Consider the following 19530-nt stretch of genomic DNA (forward strand, 5'->3'; position numbering starts at 1 on the left):
CATTAAAATAATGATACTGTTATTTTTAAAGGAGGAATCAAATTGCAGAAAATTGGAGTTTTTGTTTGTTGGTGTGGAAGTAATATAGCAGCTACCGTAGACGTTGATAAAGTAATAAAAGAAGCACAAAAAATGCCTGGAGTTGTATACGCTAAAGACTATCAATATATGTGTTCCGAAGTAGGTCAGAATTTGATCAAAAATGCGATAAAAGATCAAAAATTAGATAGAGTTGTGGTAGCATCATGTTCACCTAGAATGCATGAGGCAACATTTAGAAAAGCGGCTAAGGCAGCAGGTCTAAATCCATATTTATTAGAAGTTGCTAATATTCGAGAACATTGTTCTTGGATTCATAAGGATAAAGAGATTGGGACGCCTAAAGCTATAGCTCTTGTTAGGGCTGCAGTGGCTAAAGCTACATTAAATAGTGGGCTTACACCAGGTCAAATAGATGTAACGAAAAGGGCACTTGTTATTGGTGGAGGAATAGCAGGAATTCAAACTGCTCTTGATATTGCTGAGGCTGGTTATCAAGTTGATATCATTGAGAAGTCACCAAGTATTGGTGGTAAGATGTCTCAACTTGATAAAACATTTCCAACACTCGATTGTTCTGCCTGTATTTTGACACCGAAAATGGTAGATGCCGCATCTCATGAAAATATAACATTATATACATATAGTGAACTTGAGGCAGTTAAGGGCTACGTTGGAAACTTTGAAGCAACCATTAACCAAAAGGCACGAAGTGTAAATATGGATAAGTGTACTGGTTGTGGTGTCTGTACTGAAAAATGTCCTTCGAAAAAAGCTAAAAGTGAGTTTAATGAAGGATTAAGAAACAGAGGGGCAATTTATATGCCTTTCGCTCAGGCGGTTCCAAACGTACCGGTTATAGATAGAGAACATTGTATCAAGTTTAAAACAGGAAAATGTGGGATTTGTGAAAAAGTATGTACAGCGGGTGCCATTGATTTTGAACAGGTTGATACTAAAATAACAAAACAATATGGTGCTATAGTGGTATCCACAGGTTATGATCTTATAAGTTTAGATAAATTTGGAGAATACCAGTATGGTCAGCATCCGGATGTAATAACATCTCTTGAATTTGAGAGATTAACAAATGCTGCAGGTCCAACAGCAGGTCATTTATTATGCCCATCTGATCAAAGAGTGCCTAAAAAAGTAGTGTTTATACAATGTGTTGGATCAAGGGACAAGACCTTAAGGGGTAAACCTTATTGTTCAAAAATCTGTTGTATGTACACAGCAAAACATGCAATGTTACTTAAGGATCATTATCCTGATATGGAAGCCTATGTTTTCTATATTGATGTTCGTACACCAGGAAAAAACTTTGAAGAGTTCCAGAGAAGAGCTGTTGAAGAATATGGTGTTCATTATATTAAAGGAATGGTTGGTAAAGTTTTTCCAAATGGAGAGAATCTTCAAGTTAATGCTATTGATGCTTCGACTGGAGAGACAGTTCAAATTGATGCGGATATAGTAGTGCTCGCTGCGGCAACTAAGGCCAAAGATGATGCAACTACAATTAAAAGAATATTAGGCATAAGCACAGATACAAATAATTTCTTTACAGAGGCTCATCCAAAACTTCGTCCTGTTGAAACTCATTCTGCAGGAATATTTCTAGCAGGAGCATGCCAGGGGCCAAAGGATATACCGGAGACAGTAGCACAAGCAAGTGCTGCAGCAGCAAAGGTAATTGGTGTATTAAGTAAGGATAAATTAGTTAATAATCCTTGTGTTTCAGAAGTAGATGAATCAATTTGTAGTGGATGTCTTGCGTGTACTAAAATATGTCCATATGATGCAATTTCATCAAAAACAATTGAAGTTAAAGAGAATGGGAATATCATTACTAAAATAGTTGCAAGTGTAAATGAAGCACTTTGTCAAGGGTGCGGCGGATGTACTGTAGCTTGTCGTCCTGGTGCCATTGATCTTAAAGGATTTACTAATAAACAGATTTTAGCGGAGGTGGATGCAATATGTCGATAGAAGCCGAAAAAATCGAGGGGATAGATAAAAGTGAATTTGAACCCTTAATTGTAGCTTTTTGTTGTAACTGGTGTAGTTATGCAGGAGCGGATTTAGCGGGGACAAGCAGATTAGCTTATCCTGCCAATGTTAAAATTATTAGGGTTCCATGCTCATGTAGAGTAAGTGAAAACTTTATACTTCGTGCATTCCAACATGGGGCTGACGGTGTAGTAATTGCCGGTTGTCATCCAGGGGATTGTCATTATACAAGTGGGAATTATCATACAAGACGTCGTTTTTCAATTTTGACAAATTTGCTTGTATTTATGGGGATAGAAAAAGAACGTTTTAGAGTGGATTGGATTTCAGCAGCAGAGGGACAAAAATTTTCAAGCGTTATGAATGACGTATTAGAGAAAGTTCATAAACTTGGCCCTAATAGAAAGTTGAGGGATGAAAGATGGATAAGATAACACAAAAAATAAGAGAAACTGCAAAATTAGCCCTAGAAAATGGGGAAGTAGAAAAGATTATAGGCTGGGAAAAGGGAGATACATTTGATGATTCTTATCCCGTGTTTATTACAGATGTCGATAAAGTAGATTCTTTAGTATGGGATTGTTTCTGCGTTAATAACCTAAGTAAATACTTGCTTAAGGAATTAAAAGATAATAAAAAAGTAGGTATATTTTTAAAAGGATGCGATTCCCTTGGATTTAACCAACTTATAAATGATAACAGAGTAGATCGAAGCAAGGTTGTTGTTTATGGAATAGGTTGCCCCGGTATGATTGATCCAGAAAAAGTAAAAAAAGAAGGATTAGATAAAGGCCTTTTAAGTGTTAAAAGATCTGGGGATGAAATCATATTTGTAAGAAATGATGGTGAAAAGAAGGTTACCTCAAATGAATTTGAATATGATAAATGCATTAGATGTAGACGGCTTAACCCTGTAGTGTATGATCAGATGATGTCTGATACGGTAACTAGAGAAGTAGATCCACTAGAACGATTTAAAGAAGTGGAAAAACTTGAAGCTCTAACTGATGAAGAAAAATCTGATTTTTGGTCTGCTCAATTTTCAAAATGCATAAGGTGTAATGCTTGTCGTAATATATGTCCTGCATGTAGTTGCGTAAAATGTATTTTTGATAACGATAAGGCAGAGGTATCAGGTAAAGCAAATGTAGAAAGTGAAGAGCAGTTTTATCATATTATTAGGGCTTATCACGTTGGCGGTCGTTGCGTGGACTGTGGAGAATGTAGCAGAGTATGTCCAGCAAATATACCACTTTACCTATTAAATAGTAAAATAATGAAAGACATAAATGAACTTTATGGTGAATATGATGCGGGAGTAGATCCAACTAAACAAGCCCCAATCGGAATGTTTAAACTGGATGATAGTGATTCATTTACATCACACGGAGGTGGGAAAAAATGATGAAGAAAATATTAAAAAATAAGTTTTCGGATCTTTTTAGTAAAATTGATGAATCTTATGAACTGTTTTTGCCTATTGAAGTGGATGGGAAAGTTAACTTTGATATGTGGAAACAAGGAGATATGGTGAATGTAGAAAAACTGAAAACTAATATTTCACCAAAAAGCTTTATTTTCCCACAAAGTGAAACTTACTTAAAGTTTAAAAGGGATGGAAAGAAACTTGAACTGGACAATGTAGGAGGAAAAAAAGAGGAGTATGTATTATTTGGAGTCAGGCATTGCGATGCAAGGAGCTTTAAGCTACTTGACAATGTATTTCTCAGTGATCCTGTAGATGCTTTATATGAGGAAAGGCGAGAAAAAGGAACTATAGTTTCAATGGCCTGTTTTAATCCTGCGGAAACTTGCTTTTGTAGTTCATTTGGGATTGAGCCACAAACAGCTTCGAAGGAAGTTGATGTTAACACATGGGATATTGGGGATAGCATACTTTGGGATCCACAAACTCAAAAGGGTGAAAACTTAACAAAGCAATTAAAGGATATTTTAGAAGATGTTACTGAGCAGGATAAAAGTGAATTAAATGCATTACAAGAGGCTACAAATGATAAGTTAAAAGAGCTTCCTTTAGCAAACCTAGACCCTAAAAAAATAAAAGGTGAGCTTAATGAGTTATTTGAATCTGAAATTTGGGGAGAACTTAGTCAGCGGTGCTTAGGATGTGGTTCATGTACTTATGTATGTCCTACTTGTCATTGTTATGATGTTTCTGATTTTAAAGGGGATACATCTGGAGAAAGATTCCGTTGCTGGGATTCATGTATGTTCTCGGATTTTACTCTTATGGCACATGGGAATATCAGAAAAACGCAAAAGGAAAGATTCAGGCAGCGTTTCATGCATAAGCTTGTTTATTATCCCAATAATAATGAGGGTGTATATGCTTGCGTTGGATGTGGAAGGTGCGTTGAAAAATGTCCAGTTCACTTGGATATTGTTAAAGTAATTAAAAAGTTGGGTGGTGAATAAAATGAGCTGTACTTGTAATGAACATGAACATGTGAACCCTTTAATGCCAGAAATAGCTGAGATAATTGATGTTAGAAAGGATACACATGATGTAACTACTTTTAGAGTTATAAAACCTGGTGGTGGAAAACCATTTGAACATATGCCAGGTCAATGTGCAATGATTTCGGTTCCTCCATTTGGAGAAGCTATTTTCTCAATCACTTCTTCTCCAACGCAAAAGGATTATATGGAGTTTAGTGTAAAAAGATGTGGTGTGGTTACAGAATATCTACATGGTTTAGAGGTAGGCAGTGAAATCGGAATAAGAGGACCCTATGGAAATAATTTTCCTGTTAATGATGAACTAAAAGGAAAAGACCTTCTTTTCATCGGTGGTGGAATAGGTTTAGCACCTATTCGTTCTGTTATAAACTATGTAATGGATAATAGAGAAAATTATGGAAAGGTAGATATTCTATATGGATCAAGATCACCTGAAGATCTTGTTTTTCAAAAGGACATCTTTGAAAACTGGCCATCGAGGCCTAATACAGAGGTTCATTTAACTGTTGATAGAGAAGCCGAAGGATGGGAAGGACATGTAGGATTTGTTCCATCTTATGTTAAAGAAATTGGATTTGATACAAATAAAGTAGCCTTGTTATGTGGGCCACCTATCATGATTAAATATACTCTTCAAACACTTATGGAAATAGGATTTAAGAAGGATCAGGTATACACAACGTTAGAATTAAAAATGAAATGCGGCGTAGGAAAATGTGGACGTTGTAATATTGGAGATAAATATGTGTGTAAAGATGGTCCAGTATTTAGATGCGATGAAATAGATGAACTTCCTGATGAATATTAATAATAAATCGTTTAAAACCATCCCATTAAAGATTTGGGATAAAGGAGGCATATAAAATGTCCAACAAAGAAATGGTGGAAATATACATATTAAATAAAAAATATTCTGTACCTTCAAGTCTTACAATTATGGATTCGATGGAGTATGCAGGGTACAAATTAGTAAGAGGATGTGGATGTAGGGGCGGCTTTTGCGGTGCTTGTTCCACAATATATAGAATTAAAGGCAAGAATGAATTAAAGGTATGTTTAGCATGTCAAACTAAGGTTGAAGATGGTATGTATCTTACTCAATTGCCATTTTTCCCTGGAGACAAAAGAACTTATGATATGAATGAACTAGAGCCAACAGCTGATACAATGATGAAACTTTATCCTGAAATATATAGCTGTATTGGTTGTAATTCATGTACTAAGGGGTGTCCACAAGGGCTTAATGTTATGCAGTATATTGCCAGTGCTCAAAGAGGAGATATTGAGAAATGTGCTCATGAATCTTTTGACTGTGTAATGTGCGGAATCTGTGCTTCTAGATGCCCAGCTGGTATAACTCATTATCAAGTAGCAATGCTTGCTCGAAGACTTACAGGCAAATATATTGCTCCTGAAACAGAAGATTTGACAAAAAGGGTAAAAGAGATTCAAGAAGGCACGTATGATGATTCAATGAAAGAATTAATGATTAAAAGTATAGATGAATTAAAGGAATTATATAACACAAGAGATATTACAAAGTAAAGAGCACCAATAAATCTCATAAAATATAGGTTTACCAGGGAGGTATTTTAATGTATACAGCAGAAATGAGGGTGCTAATAAAGAAGGTAGAGGCCACCCGTGAGCAAAGACTAGGAGTTCAGTTTCCGAGGATGAGTGCTAAGGAAAAGGAAGATATATTAAAGGAAAATTATCCGGATTATAAGGAAGAAGAGTTCAAAAATCTAAGTGTTGGACCGAGCAAAGGATCTAAGGTTCCATTACAACTTGCAGAACTTATTGAAGCTAAAAGCAGACTTCAAAATTTAGATATGGATTTAACTAAAGTGGATTATGATGTAGATGTTTTGATAATAGGCGGAGGAGGAGCTGGAGCATCAGCAGCTCTAGAAGCCCACAAAACAGGAGCAAATGTATTGATTGCCACAAAATTACGTTTCGGTGATGCCAATACGATGATGGCTGAAGGTGGAATACAGGCTGCAGATAAGCCAGATGATTCTCCTGCAAAACATTACATGGATGTAATGGGAGGCGGACATTTTACCAATAAAAAAGAACTTGTTAATGCTCTTGTAATGGATGCTCCAGGAGCAATAAAATGGTTGAATGAACTTGGGGTAATGTTTGATAAAGAAAAAGATGGTACAATGGTCACTACTCACGGAGGTGGAACTTCAAGAAAAAGAATGCATGCTGCTGCCGACTATTCAGGAGCTGAAATCATGCGTGTCCTTAGGGATGAAGTTATTAACAAAGGTATCGAAGTGGTAGAATTCTCACCTGCTGTGGAGATAATCCTAGACAAGGATGGCAAAGCTGCTGGAGCTGTATTATTTAATATAGAAACAGAGGAATATCTAATAGCAAGAGCTAAAACTGTTATTATAACCACAGGAGGTGCCGGACGACTTCATTATCAAGGTTTTCCTACAACAAATCATTACGGTGCTACAGCAGACGGGTTAGTACTTGGATATAGAGCCGGAGCTGAACTCATTTTCGCAGATGCTGTGCAGTATCACCCTACAGGAGTAGCATATCCTCCACAAATTTTTGGAGCACTTGTTACGGAGAAGGTTCGTAGTTTAGGGGCGACACCTCTAAATATTGATGGTGAGCAATTTACTTACCATCTTGAAACCAGAGATGTGGAAACATCTGCATTAATTAGAGAATGTCATATAAGAAATAAAGGTATTGATACAGCTGCAGGGGAAAAAGGCATATGGCTAGATACTCCTTTAATAGAATTAATTAATGGTGAAGGAACAATTGAAAAGAGACTTCCAGCAATGCTAAGAATGTACCAAAAATTTGGTATTGATATGAGAATAGATCCAATTCTCGTATATCCAACACTTCATTATCAAAATGGAGGACTTTTAATTGATGAAAATGGTCAAACTAAGGTAGAAAACCTTTATGTGGCAGGAGAAGCTTCAGGTGGAATCCACGGTAGTAACAGGTTAATGGGTAATTCACTATTAGATATTATTGTTTTTGGACGTAGAGCAGGGTCACATGCAGGCGAAAATTGCAAAAATGTTAATGTGAAAGAACTTAGTCTTGACCATGTTAAAAAATACCATAAGAGTCTTGAAGAAAATGGTATAATTACAGACAAAATCTCTCCTATGTTGTTACCACATTATACTCATGGAAGAGAAAATAATAAATAATAAAACTAAATGTAATACAGTTTGAAAGGCGATGATACAAAAAAATAGACCATTGCTTGGAAAATTAAAAAAATGGAAGGAGTTGTTGGTTCATGCGTAAAGTTGATGTAAAAGAAATTGAAAATGCTTTAAAAGACATGAGTATTAAGACTAATTTTTATGTGGGAGAAGACGTATTATGCGCCTTTCACAAAGCCGAAAAGGAAGAAACATCTCCTGTAGGAAGAGATATAATAAGTAATTTGCTTAAAAATGCTGAAATTGCGAAAAATGATCAAGTTCCAATTTGTCAGGATACAGGTATGGCTGTAGTATTTGTAGAAGTAGGTCAAGAAGTTGAGTTAATAGGTGGAAATATTACAGAGGCAATTAATGAAGGAGTACGACGTGGATATAAAGAAGGATATTTAAGAAAATCCGTTGTAGAAGATCCTTTAAAACGAAAAAACACAGGAGATAATACTCCTGCTGTAATCTATTATGATATTGTGCCAGGTGATAAAGTCAAAGTAACATTAGCTCCAAAAGGTTTTGGTAGTGAAAATATGAGTAGATTAAAAATGCTTAAACCATCAGATGGGTTAGCTGGTGTACTTGATTTTGTTGTAGAAGCGGTTTCACTTGCAGGTCCAAATCCATGTCCACCTATTGTTGTAGGTGTTGGAATTGGAGGCACATCAGATAAAGCAATGTATCTTGCTAAGAAAGCTTTAACAAGAGATATTGGTAGTCATAATAAAACTGAGCATTTAAAAGAAATTGAGTTAACTTTACTAGAAAAAATTAATGCACTAGGAATAGGACCTCAAGGACTAGGTGGTAATACTACAGCCCTTGCCGTTAATGTGGAAGCTTTTGCAACACATATTGCTGGATTACCAGTGGCAGTAAATATTAATTGTCATGTTGCAAGACATGCAATAACAATAATATAGGGAGGGGTAAAAATGGAAATCAAACATATAACTACTCCATTAACACAGGAGAAGTTAAAGGATTTAAAATCAGGAGATAGTGTCTTAATATCAGGAACTATGTATACAGGAAGAGATGCAGCTCATCAAAGGTTAGTAGATGCAATTAACAATGGTGAAAAATTACCTTTTGATCCAAAAGATGCCATTATATATTATGTAGGACCTGCTCCAACTAAACCTGGAAATGTAATAGGGTCTGCTGGTCCAACTACTAGTTATAGAATGGATGATTTGACTGTTCCACTTCTTGAACTAGGTCTTACTGGAATGATTGGAAAAGGACTTAGAAGCAAAACTGTAGTAGATTCAATGAAGAAAAATGGTGCTATTTATTTTGCTGCAATAGGAGGAGCTGGAGCTCTCATTTCTAAATCAATAAAAGAATGTGAAATTATTGCTTTTGAAGATTTGGGTCCAGAAGCCGTTAGGAAACTTACGGTAGTAGATTTCCCGGCCGTTGTTGTAATAGACAGTGAAGGTAATAATCTTTATGAGACAGAAAGAAAAAAATATCAAAAATAGAATAGCAAGATAACCTAATAAAATTAAATAGGGGGGCGTATTAATTAAGTACAAGCCCCCCTTATAAATTAAGGTATGGTAGCTAAAATATTTACAAATAAGTAAAATAAGGGAGCTTTAATTATGACAAAAAGTTCTAGTAATTCGTTATATTCTGAAAAGTATATTAAGTTTTTAATAGCAATTATCGTAGGTATTATTATATGGTTTATACCAGCACCTATTGGAGTTAAACCTCAGGCCTGGCACATGCTTGCAATTTTTGTTGCAACAATAGTAGGGTGCATTTTAAAACCGTTTCCGATTGGAGCGTTGTCTATAATAGGATTAACTGTATCAATTCTAACGGGAACTGTAACTACCAAAATTGCAATTGAAGGTTTTGGCAATAGCAGTATATGGCTTATAGTTATGGCATTCTTTATTTCGAGAGGTTTCATAAAAACAGGTCTCGGAACAAGAGTCGCTTATCTATTTGTAAGATCATTCGGGAAAAAGACCCTTGGGCTTTGTTATTCAATTATTTTCTGTGATCTTGTAATAGCACCTGCTACTCCAAGTAACACAGCAAGAGCAGGTGGAATAATTTATCCTATTATAAAATCTCTTTCGGAAGCTTTTGGTTCGAAACCTGAGGATGGAACTGAAAGGAAAATAGGATCTTTTCTTATATTCTGTGAATTTCATGGAGATATTATAACTTCTGCAATGTTTATGACAGCAATGGCAGCTAATCCATTAGCTCAGAGTCTTGCTGCAACTTTTGGAGTTCAAATTACTTGGCTTGGGTGGTTTATAGCGGCTGTTGTTCCAGGTGTTATTTCTCTTATAGTAATACCTCTTATAATTTATAAACTATATGCACCAGAAATTAAAAGTACACCTAATGCACCAAAATTTGCTAATGATGCTCTAAAAGAAATGGGACCTCTTAAAAGAAGTGAAAAATTTATGGCATTAATATTTGTTATAGTACTTATTTTATGGGTAACAGGAACCATAACTAATATAGATGCAACACTTACAGCATTTATTGGACTTTCTCTTCTTTTAACTACCGAAGTTCTAACTTGGGATGATGTAAAGAGTGAAAAGGGAGCTTGGGATACGCTCATGTGGTTCTCTGTACTTGTTATGATGGCAACTCAGCTTAATAAACTTGGGCTAATACCATGGCTTAGTAATGCAATTGGACAAAATGTAAAGGGATTTAGTTGGCCTATTATTTTAATTGTTTTACTTTTAGCTTATTTCTATAGTCACTATATTTTTGCAAGTTCAACAGCACATGTAAGTGCTATGTACTCAGCATTTCTTGGAGTTGCAATAGCAGGAGGAGTACCACCTATGCTTGCAGCTATAAGTTTAGGAGTATTTGGAAATCTATTTGCTTCAACAACTCATTATAGTAGTGGTCCTGCACCTATTCTTTTTGGTTCAGGTTATGTAAGTCAGAATAAATGGTGGAGTTTAAACTTTATTCTTGGAATAGTATACTTTGTTATATGGATTGGTGGAGGTTTAGTATGGTGGAAAATTATTGGATTATATTAAATATAATTCAATAAGCATTAAAGCTATTTAACGACATTCTTAACTAACTTATGAAAAAGTAAGAATTAGATATTATGATAAAACATCTATAGATATTATAGGTGTTTTTATTGTGTCTGAGGCATAGATTTGTTATTTAATTATATTAACATAATAAACTTTCATAACTATATAGAAACTTTTACAGTATAAACTAATAGTATATAAATAAAAGTATATAAAATAAATCAAATATATTAAACATGTTTGTTAAAAAGTGATAAATAAACATGTCTTAGCATAATTATATTGTAAAAGTAGCAAGAGATAGGGGGAAATACCTAATGAAAGTTCTATTGTGCGTTAGACAAGATTATTATAGAAATTTTGCAGTGGATTCTATGAAAGTGATTAAAACAGCTGAGTATTTACGTAAATTAGGAGTAACTGTAGATATAAATGATGGTGGAATATACGATTATTCTAGTTATGATATAGTACATTTATTTAACATTGACACCGCAGGGGAAACATATAGATATTACAAGATTGCACAGTTCTATAAAAAAAGCTTAGTGATTTCTCCTATGCACTGGGATATGAAAAAATATCACATGATAAATAATGAGATTGAAAGTATGAAGTTATATGAAAAGTGTAGCATTTATAAAGAGGAGATTTTAAAAAAAAGTAAGGTTATTATTTGTAATAGTGAATTAGAAAAGGAACTTATTAAGAGTGAATTTCACGTTAGTGTATATAACGAAGTTATATACAATGGTGTAGAAGTAGAAAATGATGATATACCTTTATATGACTTTAAAGAGAGATATAATTTAAATAATTATGTTTTATGTGTTGGGAGAATAAGCCAAAGTAAAAATCAACTTGCTTTATGTAGAATATGTGCAGAGCTTGGAAAACAATTAGTTTTAATAGGAAATGTAAATGACAATGAGTATCTTAAAGAATGTACTAATTTTAAGAATGTAGTCTATTTAGGATTTATGGATAATTATAATGTATACAATGCATATAGATTTGCAAAGGTGCACATAAATCCAAGTTTTGTAGGAATGCCTGGCTTATCATCTCTTGAGGCAGCGGCAAGTGGGTGCAATATTGTTTCAACTAAAGGGGGTTGTGCAAAAGAATATTTTAAAGAAATGGCTTTATATTGTGATCCATATGATAATAAAAACATGTACGATGCTGTAAAAAAAGGGTTTGAAAAGCGTAAGGATAACATTCTTAAAAATTATGTTAATAAAAATTTTAACTATGAGAAACTAACAAATGATTTATACAAAATTTATCTAGAAATTCTTAATTAAAATGTTTCTATTGTTATGCTATAACGAGAATTGTATATTGCTCTAATGCACTCATTTCGCTTAGGAATTCTAAAATTTATTTTATCTACATCTGCTAAAACACGCAAACTCGCTTACGCTCAAACATGCGTGTTTCTTTACGCATATGTAGATAAAATAAATTAAGAATTACTAGAGCTTATTCAATGCATTTTACGCAACATACAATTTTGTTAGCATAATATATGAAAAATTACTTTTAAAATTTTATAGATTTTGAGTGGTTAAGCAATTTAAAAACTTAACAAAATTATACGATATGTTTAATAAAGATAATGAGAATGTTCGCATTTTATGATTGTTGGTAATTAAAATAAAATAATATATGCTAATATTTATTACTATTATAGTGCATTCCTAACAGAGAGTATAAATTTAGCTCTATCTAAAGGATTAACACCAATTCTTTCCCTTGTGGCTCCTATTTCTAAGGAGCAGGGTTCATAACCTGAAAAACTGGTTGTGATTATTGCTTTTCCGGAAGCGATTTTACTAAGGTCACTGGGATATTCAAGGGAAGTAGAGACAGGCATTTTACCTTCTATTGTAAAGGTACCGTTATGTATAAATGGTGTTTCAAAGCTACCACGCATTTTTATGATATCATTTAAAACTCTTCCACCTACATTCTCAGGTACTGTAATTCTAAAATTAATTATGGGTTCAAGTAGGGTAGTGCCAATCTCGCGTAGGCCTCTCATGATCCCCATGGCAGAGGATGCGGCAAAGTCTCCTGAACGTGAATGCATAACATGGTCTTCACCATTGGTGAAGGTTATTTTTAAATCCGTAACTGGCCATCCATATATGCCTTGACTTAAAATTTTATCGAGATTATCTTCTATTTCTCTTTGATATTTTATTTTTACCTTTTCAGTTCGAACCTTTGATTCATAAATAAGTCCACTTCCTTTTGGCAGTGGCTCAATTAAAAATTCAACTATAGCCCAGCAGGGTTTAGGCATAGTGTAACGCGATTCACCATACCCACTTGCTATAGGAGTTTCTCTGTAGATAACAGAGGGCGAACCAAAAGTAACTTGCACATTAAATCTTTCCATTAAAATATCTTCAATATATTCAATTTGAATTTTACCCATAATTCTAAGATGAATTTCTTTTTTTTCTTTTATCCATTCCATGTTAAGAAGAGGATCTTCCTCTTGAAGTATTGTTAAAGCTTCAACCAAAGTTACATAGTCTTCCTGAACTTTCGAATAAATTCTTAAGGTGAGAAGAGGAGTTGTGATAGTTTTAAGATTAGGAATATGAGTTTTACTTCCAAGGACATCATAGGTGCTACAATTTAAGCCACTCACCATTACCAAATCACTACTGCTTGCCGATGATACATCAATTGATTTTTGATTAACTACTTTTTTAATCATAGTAATCTTTTCTCTTTTGTTTGTAGTTACATTTAGAATATCATCTCTAGTAGATATTGATCCACTAAATATCTTTATATGAGCTATTTTACCTAAAGTTTTGTTATGGGATATCTTATATACAAGGGCTGAAAGTCCTAAATCATCTAAATTCTCAGGTCCTGGGAGATAATCTATTATGCTATGAAGCAAGTCTTTAATTCCTTCACCTCTTAGTGCTATACCATATAGCACAGGGTAAACTTGGCCAGTATTTGCTTGCAATGTTATCTCACTTTTTAACATTCCTAGGGTTAAAGTCTCGCCAAAGAATTGATTTAAAATTTCCTCATTATTATTACCCAGTGTATCTATTATATCTTCGAGTAATTGTTTAAAGGATTCATCTTTTATTTCTAATATGTTTTTTGCGAAATCTACATTGTCAAATATGTTCCTAACGATAAATTCGTTGTTTTCTTCATAAACTAATTGTAGTGGTATAAGTTTATTAGTTAGAAGCTTTTTCATATCCTTAATAGTTTTATAGGGAGATGCCCCTATACGGTCAAGTTTGTTTATAAAGAATATTGAAGGTGTATTTAATTCTTTTAAAGCATTAAAATATACCTCGGTTTGAGGTTGTACTCCTTCGACAGATGATAATACAACTATAGCTCCATCAAGAACGCCTATACTTCTTTCTACTTCAGAACTAAAATCAATATGCCCAGGTGTATCTATAACATGTACATTAGTTCCTTTGTAAGTAAAATCTGTTTCAGCAGCCTTAACTGAAATACCTCTTTGCTTTTCCATAGCTAAAGAATCTGTATGGGTTGTACCCTTATCTACGCTGCCTAGAATCCTGCTAGAACCACTTTGGTAAAGTAGTTGCTCGGTTAAAGTTGTTTTGCCAGCATCTACATGAGCTACTATTCCAATATTTCTAATATTATTTTTTATCGTCATATTCATATCTCCATTAGCAATTTTTTGTACTAAGCTTTCTCAAATAATAGATAAGAAGTAAGCTAGTCTATTTTTTATTATATTCCATTACTTTTGTTGTGTCCATTATCATAAAACATGAAAATAGACGGTTATATTAATGTAAAATTTTTTAATGACTTAATTTATTGCAACATTTATTGTATAATAGGATATAGAAGACTTATTAGGAGAGATGCAAATGAAGAAGATTGAATTATTAGCACCTGCTGGCAGTATGGAAAGTGTATATGCAGCAGTGCAAATGGGAGCAGACGCAATTTATATGGGAGGGAGTAAGTTCTCGGCAAGAGCTTATGCTTCTAATTTTGATGAAGAAAATATAACTCTTGCAGTAGATTATTGCCATATTTATGGGGTACGCGTATATGTTACTTTAAATACGCTAGCAAAGGATAATGAATTAAAAGAAATTATGGAGTATGTAGGATTTTTATATAGCATTGGAGTTGATGCATTACTTGTCCAAGATACTGGATTAATATATTTGATAAGAAGCAATTTTCCAGATTTCGAATTGCATGCATCAACGCAAATGACTGTTCACAATGGAGAAGCTGCCTTATTTTTAAAGAAGATTGGGTTTAAAAGAATAGTTCTGTCAAGGGAGCTTAGTTTAGAAGAAATTGATTACATATCTAATACTTTAAACGTGGAAACAGAAGTTTTTGTTCATGGAGCTTTATGTATATGTTATTCAGGGCAGTGTCTTATGAGTAGCATTATTGGCGGTAGAAGTGGGAATAGAGGCAGATGTGCCCAACCATGTAGATTGCCATATACGCTGATAGATAAGGCTAATAACAAAGAACATAAAGCATATCTTTTAAGCCCTAAGGATACTTGCACATTAGATAGTTTAAAAGACATAGTTGCAAGTGGTACATCCTCACTTAAAATTGAAGGAAGAATGAAAAGAGCAGAATATGTTGCAGGTACAGTGGAAATATATAGACGTGCGCTTAATAATATTTATAATAATAACAAGATACAAAAATTAGATAAGGATACTAAAGTCTTAACTCAATTATTTAACAGAGAAGGATTTTCAAAGGCGTATTTGTATGGTAATAAAGGAAAAGATATGATGGCATACAAAGTTCCTAAAAATTCTGGAATTCCAATTGGCATAGCCGGAAGTGATTTAATGGTAACACTTTTAGAAGATGTTGCTTTAAAAGATGGTGTAATGTTCCTTGAGGATGGGTTTACAATATCTAAAATTATAAAGGATGGAGTAGATGTAGAAGTAGCATTAAAGGGTGATAGGGTTTTATTAAAACCAACTAAATTTAAGTCTGGAGACTTCTTATATAAAATAACAGATGTTTTATTAATGAATAAGCTCGCAGAAAGTTATAGTGATAAATATAGAAGGAAAATTGGAATAAATCTTTTAATAGAATTTAGTGTGAATAAACCTCTAAGAATTAGTACGAATTATCTTGGTAGAACTTTTGAAATGATAGGAGAACTTGTTCAAGAAGCGATAAATAAGCCACTAGATAAAGAACGTGTAATTAAGAGTTTATCTAAAACAGGGGATACACCTTTTTTAATAAATGAGGTGACTTTTGAAAGCTTCGAGGATGGATTTATGAAAATGTCATCATTAAATTTAGTAAGGCGAGAATTAGTGGAGTCTGTGCAGAATTTTATAATAGAAAAATATAAACGAGAGAATACTAATAAGCAAATTAATTATAATAAAGGACTTGCACTACAAGAAGATAATAAATGTATAGAAGTAACACAGGAAAAAGATAAAATCATGCCTGAAACTCTTATTGTAGTCTCAACAACTTCGCAATTAAAGGCTGCAACACAAATGGGATTTAATAATATTGCTATAAACCCTTTTATGCGTGGGTGCACAATGGATCTAAACATAAAGGATGTAAATATTTACATTAAGGTCCCTAATATTATTAAGGGCGAATTTGAAAGTGTTTGTGAGTTTATAGAAAATAATCTAAGTAATATAAAAGGTATTATAACTGCTAATTTAGGAATAATTAGTAGGTTTAATAAAAGAACAATGGTTATTGGTGATTATAAATTAAATATTTTTAATAGTTATGCAGGAGATTTTTATAAAGAGTTCCTTGCTGGAACTTGTATTAGCGCTGAATTAAATGCAGCAGAAATAAAAAAAATTGCGTATAAAAGTTCACTTCCACTTCAAATTATGGTATATGGGAAATATGAACTTATGGTTAGTGAGTATTGTGCTATTGGTAGCGTTTTTGGTGACAAGAGCGAAAATAAAACTTGCCTAGGTAATTGTAGTAAAGGATCTTATACACTTAAAGATAGAAAAGGTATAGAGTTTAGTATTAATACTGACAAATATTGTAGAAGTTATATTTACAATAATGTTCCTGTTAACTTGATACCTAGTATTGAGGAAATTAAAAAGAATAAAATTACTTCATTTAGATTAGATTTTATAGAAGAAAGTTATGATGAAACTATTGAAGTTCTTACAAATTATATTAGCAAAGAGTGGCCAGGAGATTTTAAAAATTATACAAGAGGTCATTATAAAAGAGGCGTTGAATAATCTAAAATATACAAGTCAATAAATTTAAATTTTTTAACAAAGGGAAGACGGTGGATCATGAATACAAAATCATTAAAAGTTCTAGAATATTATAAAATTAAAGAAAAAGTTAAAGCATATACGCATACTACGGCAGGTAAAGATATTATAGACAATTTGGAGCCTTACACAAATGTTTATGAAGTACGCGAACACTTAGAAGAAACTAATGAGGCATTACTTCTTTTATCAAGAAAAGGAAGTGCTCCTTTTGAGGGGATATATGATGTTCGATCTGCAATAATAAGAGCATCAAAGGAAGCATCACTTATGCCAATGCAGCTACTACGGATAGCTCAAATGCTACGATGTGCTAGATTATTTCAGAATTATGTTGGTAATAAGACAGATGAATTGTCCTCTAGAGTTTTAGAGGATATATGTATTGGTATTGTTCCAATAAAAAAATTAGAAGATGAAATTTTTATGGCTATAATTAGTGATGAAGAAATTTCTGATAGGGCTAGTAGTTTACTTTTTAGTTTAAGAAAATCTCTAAAAGATAAAAATGCTTCTGTAAAGGATAAGGTAACTTCATTAGTTAGGACTTATGCAAGATATCTTCAAGAAAGTCTTTACACTATAAGAGGAGATAGATATGTAATTCCTGTTAAAATAGAACATAAAGGGAGTGTTCCAGGAATTGTGCATGACCAAAGTTCTTCAGGAGCTACACTCTTTATTGAGCCAATGAGTTTAGTAAATTTAAATAATGAAATTAAGGAAATAATGCTAAGGGAAAAAGCTGAAGTTGAGAGGATTTTAGAAGAACTTTCCTATAAAATATATGAAAATATAAATATTGTTTCAAACAATGCGAATATAGTATGGGAATTGGATTTTATTTTTGCAAAGGCAGGGTATGCACTAGAAATTAATGCCATTATTCCAAAGGTTAATGAAGATGGAATAATAGATATAACTGAGGCAAGGCATCCGCTTATAGATCCAAAGGCTGTTGTACCTAGTAATATATATTTAGGAGGAGAATTTACGTCACTTGTAATAACGGGGCCAAATACAGGTGGTAAAACAGTAACATTAAAAACTGTAGGATTAATTCAATTAATGGCTATGAGTGGGATTTTAATTCCAGCAAGAGAAGGTTCTATGGTTAGCTTTTTTGATGAAATATTCGCAGATATAGGTGATGAACAAAGTATAGAACAAAGTTTATCTACTTTTTCTTCTCATATGACAAGTATAGTTAATATAATTGCAAAAGCAGATATAAAATCCTTAGCTCTATTTGATGAATTAGGTGCTGGTACAGATCCTACTGAAGGAGCAGCTCTTGCTGTTTCAATTTTAGAAAACTTAAGAGCAAGAGGCACAAAAGTTGTTGCAACTACTCATTATAGTGAATTAAAGGGATATGCGCTAAGAACTTCAGGGGTGGAAAATGCTTCTGTAGAATTTAATGTTGACACGTTAAGCCCAACTTATAGATTAATAATAGGAGTACCAGGTAAATCAAATGCTTTTGAAATTTCAAAAAGATTAGGACTTCCTGATTATATTATAAAAAGTGCTAGAGAAAATATTTCTAAAGAGACATTGGAATTTGAAGAATTAGTACAAAGTTTGCAAGAAAAAAGCATAAAGGTAGAGAGAGATGCTAGGGAATCTGAGGCTTTGAAACTAGAGGCTAGCAAGTTAAAAGATAAGTATCAAGAAAAATTATATAAACTTGAAAACATAAGAGAAAATGCAATGTATGAAGCTCAAAGAGAAGCAAAGAGACTTATAAAAAATGCTAAGGAAGAGTCAGATGTTATTCTTAAAAACATGAGAGAACTAGAAAAACTAGGATATTCCTCTGAGGCAAGGCAAAAGCTTGAAGAGGAAAGAAAAAAAATTAAAAATAAGCTTGATAGTATAGAAATCCATGTAGAAAAAAACAATGAGACTCTAGGAGAAAAAGTGAAAAATGTAAAACAAGGGGAAGAGGTATATTTGCCATCTCTTAACCAAAAGGTAATTGTAATTTCTAAACCTGATAAAAAAGGTGAGGTACAGGTTCAGGCTGGTATTATGAAGATAAATGTTAAAGTAGAGGATTTGCGTGTATCAAAGCTTTCTCAGGAAGATAAGAAAAAAGCTAAGATAAAAAAGAGAGAAATGAAACTAAATATGAGCAATGTATCAACCTCTGTAGATCTAAGAGGTATGGATTCCGAGGAGGCTATTTTTACTGTTGATAAGTACTTAGATGAAGCTTGTTTAGGTGGACTTAAAGAAGTTACAATTATTCATGGTAAGGGAACAGGAGTTTTAAGGAAGTCTATTACAGATATGTTAAAGAGGCATGGTCATGTTAAAGCATATAGATTGGGTAATTACGGGGAAGGCGGTAGCGGAGTTACAGTTGCCGAAATCAAATAAAAGATTAATAAAGGATGTTTATAT

The 19530-nt window shown here is 33.3% G+C and carries 14 protein-coding genes; 13 read left to right on the forward strand and 1 reads right to left on the reverse strand.

Annotation, left to right across the window (positions count from 1 at the left end):
* The first annotated feature begins 42 nt into the window (after positions 1–42).
* The 11 genes from KPL44_RS20600 to KPL44_RS20650 all read left to right on the forward strand — a co-directional run bounded on the left by KPL44_RS20600 (position 43) and on the right by KPL44_RS20650 (position 12102).
* Entirely contained in the window at positions 43–2028 is a 1986-nt protein-coding gene (locus tag KPL44_RS20600) for a CoB--CoM heterodisulfide reductase iron-sulfur subunit A family protein (RefSeq protein ID WP_216254126.1), read from the forward strand.
* Positions 2019–2483 carry a hydrogenase iron-sulfur subunit gene (locus KPL44_RS20605; RefSeq protein ID WP_071613085.1) on the forward strand — a complete coding sequence of 155 codons (465 nt, stop codon included), beginning with the start codon at positions 2019–2021 and terminating at the stop codon, positions 2481–2483. The genes KPL44_RS20600 and KPL44_RS20605 overlap by 10 nt, the downstream gene beginning before the upstream one ends.
* Complete coding sequence (locus KPL44_RS20610; RefSeq protein WP_216254129.1) at positions 2471–3454, forward strand: 4Fe-4S dicluster domain-containing protein; 984 nt, start codon at positions 2471–2473, stop codon at positions 3452–3454. The genes KPL44_RS20605 and KPL44_RS20610 overlap by 13 nt, the downstream gene beginning before the upstream one ends.
* A complete protein-coding gene (locus KPL44_RS20615; protein ID WP_253201877.1) occupies positions 3451–4485 on the forward strand; it encodes a 4Fe-4S dicluster domain-containing protein in 1035 nt (344 codons plus the stop codon). Before KPL44_RS20610 ends, KPL44_RS20615 begins: the two co-directional genes overlap by 4 nt.
* A gap of 1 nt (position 4486) precedes the next feature.
* Positions 4487–5338, forward strand: a complete 852-nt coding sequence (locus KPL44_RS20620; RefSeq protein WP_216254131.1) for an FAD/NAD(P)-binding protein — start codon at positions 4487–4489, stop codon at positions 5336–5338.
* 56 nt (positions 5339–5394) lie between these two features.
* Positions 5395–6075, forward strand: a complete 681-nt coding sequence (locus tag KPL44_RS20625) for a 4Fe-4S dicluster domain-containing protein (protein ID WP_216108006.1) — start codon at positions 5395–5397, stop codon at positions 6073–6075.
* Positions 6076–6125: 50 nt separating this feature from the next.
* Positions 6126–7736 (forward strand): FAD-dependent oxidoreductase, encoded by a 1611-nt coding sequence (locus tag KPL44_RS20630; protein ID WP_216254134.1) that lies wholly within the window; start codon positions 6126–6128, stop codon positions 7734–7736.
* 92 nt (positions 7737–7828) lie between these two features.
* Positions 7829–8671, forward strand: a complete 843-nt coding sequence (locus tag KPL44_RS20635; RefSeq protein WP_171298510.1) for a fumarate hydratase — start codon at positions 7829–7831, stop codon at positions 8669–8671.
* Between the two features lie 12 nt (positions 8672–8683).
* A complete protein-coding gene (locus tag KPL44_RS20640; RefSeq protein ID WP_071613079.1) occupies positions 8684–9235 on the forward strand; it encodes a Fe-S-containing hydro-lyase in 552 nt (183 codons plus the stop codon).
* 123 nt (positions 9236–9358) lie between these two features.
* A complete protein-coding gene (locus KPL44_RS20645; RefSeq protein WP_216254137.1) occupies positions 9359–10789 on the forward strand; it encodes an anion permease in 1431 nt (476 codons plus the stop codon).
* Between the two features lie 323 nt (positions 10790–11112).
* Positions 11113–12102, forward strand: a complete 990-nt coding sequence (locus KPL44_RS20650) for a glycosyltransferase family 4 protein (protein ID WP_216254139.1) — start codon at positions 11113–11115, stop codon at positions 12100–12102.
* Between the two features lie 383 nt (positions 12103–12485).
* On the opposite strand, the gene KPL44_RS20655 is transcribed toward KPL44_RS20650, so the two are convergent.
* Positions 12486–14480, reverse strand: a complete 1995-nt coding sequence (locus tag KPL44_RS20655) for an elongation factor G (RefSeq protein WP_216254144.1) — start codon at positions 14478–14480, stop codon at positions 12486–12488.
* Positions 14481–14700: 220 nt separating this feature from the next.
* Here KPL44_RS20655 and KPL44_RS20660 point away from each other — a divergent pair, with 220 nt between their 5' ends.
* Together KPL44_RS20660 and KPL44_RS20665 are read left to right on the forward strand one after the other, a co-directional pair.
* Complete coding sequence (locus tag KPL44_RS20660) at positions 14701–17082, forward strand: DUF3656 domain-containing U32 family peptidase (RefSeq protein WP_216254146.1); 2382 nt, start codon at positions 14701–14703, stop codon at positions 17080–17082.
* A 57-nt stretch (positions 17083–17139) separates the two neighbouring features.
* Positions 17140–19506 (forward strand): endonuclease MutS2, encoded by a 2367-nt coding sequence (locus KPL44_RS20665; RefSeq protein ID WP_216254149.1) that lies wholly within the window; start codon positions 17140–17142, stop codon positions 19504–19506.
* Positions 19507–19530 lie beyond the last annotated feature (24 nt).

This window comes from Clostridium sp. DSM 17811 (genome assembly GCF_018861905.1).
Classification (GTDB): domain Bacteria; phylum Bacillota; class Clostridia; order Clostridiales; family Clostridiaceae; genus Clostridium_AD; species Clostridium_AD frigoriphilum.

Excerpts from the sequence above, each read along its gene's own strand:
- KPL44_RS20605 (WP_071613085.1), top strand. The coding sequence starts at position 2,019 with ATGTCGATAGAAGCCGAAAAAATCGAGGGGATAGATAAAAGTGAATTT.
- KPL44_RS20610 (WP_216254129.1), top strand. The coding sequence starts at position 2,471 with ATGGATAAGATAACACAAAAAATAAGAGAAACTGCAAAATTAGCCCTA.
- KPL44_RS20615 (WP_253201877.1), top strand. The coding sequence starts at position 3,451 with ATGATGAAGAAAATATTAAAAAATAAGTTTTCGGATCTTTTTAGTAAA.
- KPL44_RS20620 (WP_216254131.1), top strand. The coding sequence starts at position 4,487 with ATGAGCTGTACTTGTAATGAACATGAACATGTGAACCCTTTAATGCCA.
- KPL44_RS20625 (WP_216108006.1), top strand. The coding sequence starts at position 5,395 with ATGTCCAACAAAGAAATGGTGGAAATATACATATTAAATAAAAAATAT.
- KPL44_RS20630 (WP_216254134.1), top strand. The coding sequence starts at position 6,126 with ATGTATACAGCAGAAATGAGGGTGCTAATAAAGAAGGTAGAGGCCACC.
- KPL44_RS20635 (WP_171298510.1), top strand. The coding sequence starts at position 7,829 with ATGCGTAAAGTTGATGTAAAAGAAATTGAAAATGCTTTAAAAGACATG.
- KPL44_RS20640 (WP_071613079.1), top strand. The coding sequence starts at position 8,684 with ATGGAAATCAAACATATAACTACTCCATTAACACAGGAGAAGTTAAAG.
- KPL44_RS20645 (WP_216254137.1), top strand. The coding sequence starts at position 9,359 with ATGACAAAAAGTTCTAGTAATTCGTTATATTCTGAAAAGTATATTAAG.
- KPL44_RS20650 (WP_216254139.1), top strand. The coding sequence starts at position 11,113 with ATGAAAGTTCTATTGTGCGTTAGACAAGATTATTATAGAAATTTTGCA.
- KPL44_RS20655 (WP_216254144.1), bottom strand. The coding sequence starts at position 14,480 with ATGACGATAAAAAATAATATTAGAAATATTGGAATAGTAGCTCATGTA.
- KPL44_RS20660 (WP_216254146.1), top strand. The coding sequence starts at position 14,701 with ATGAAGAAGATTGAATTATTAGCACCTGCTGGCAGTATGGAAAGTGTA.
- KPL44_RS20665 (WP_216254149.1), top strand. The coding sequence starts at position 17,140 with ATGAATACAAAATCATTAAAAGTTCTAGAATATTATAAAATTAAAGAA.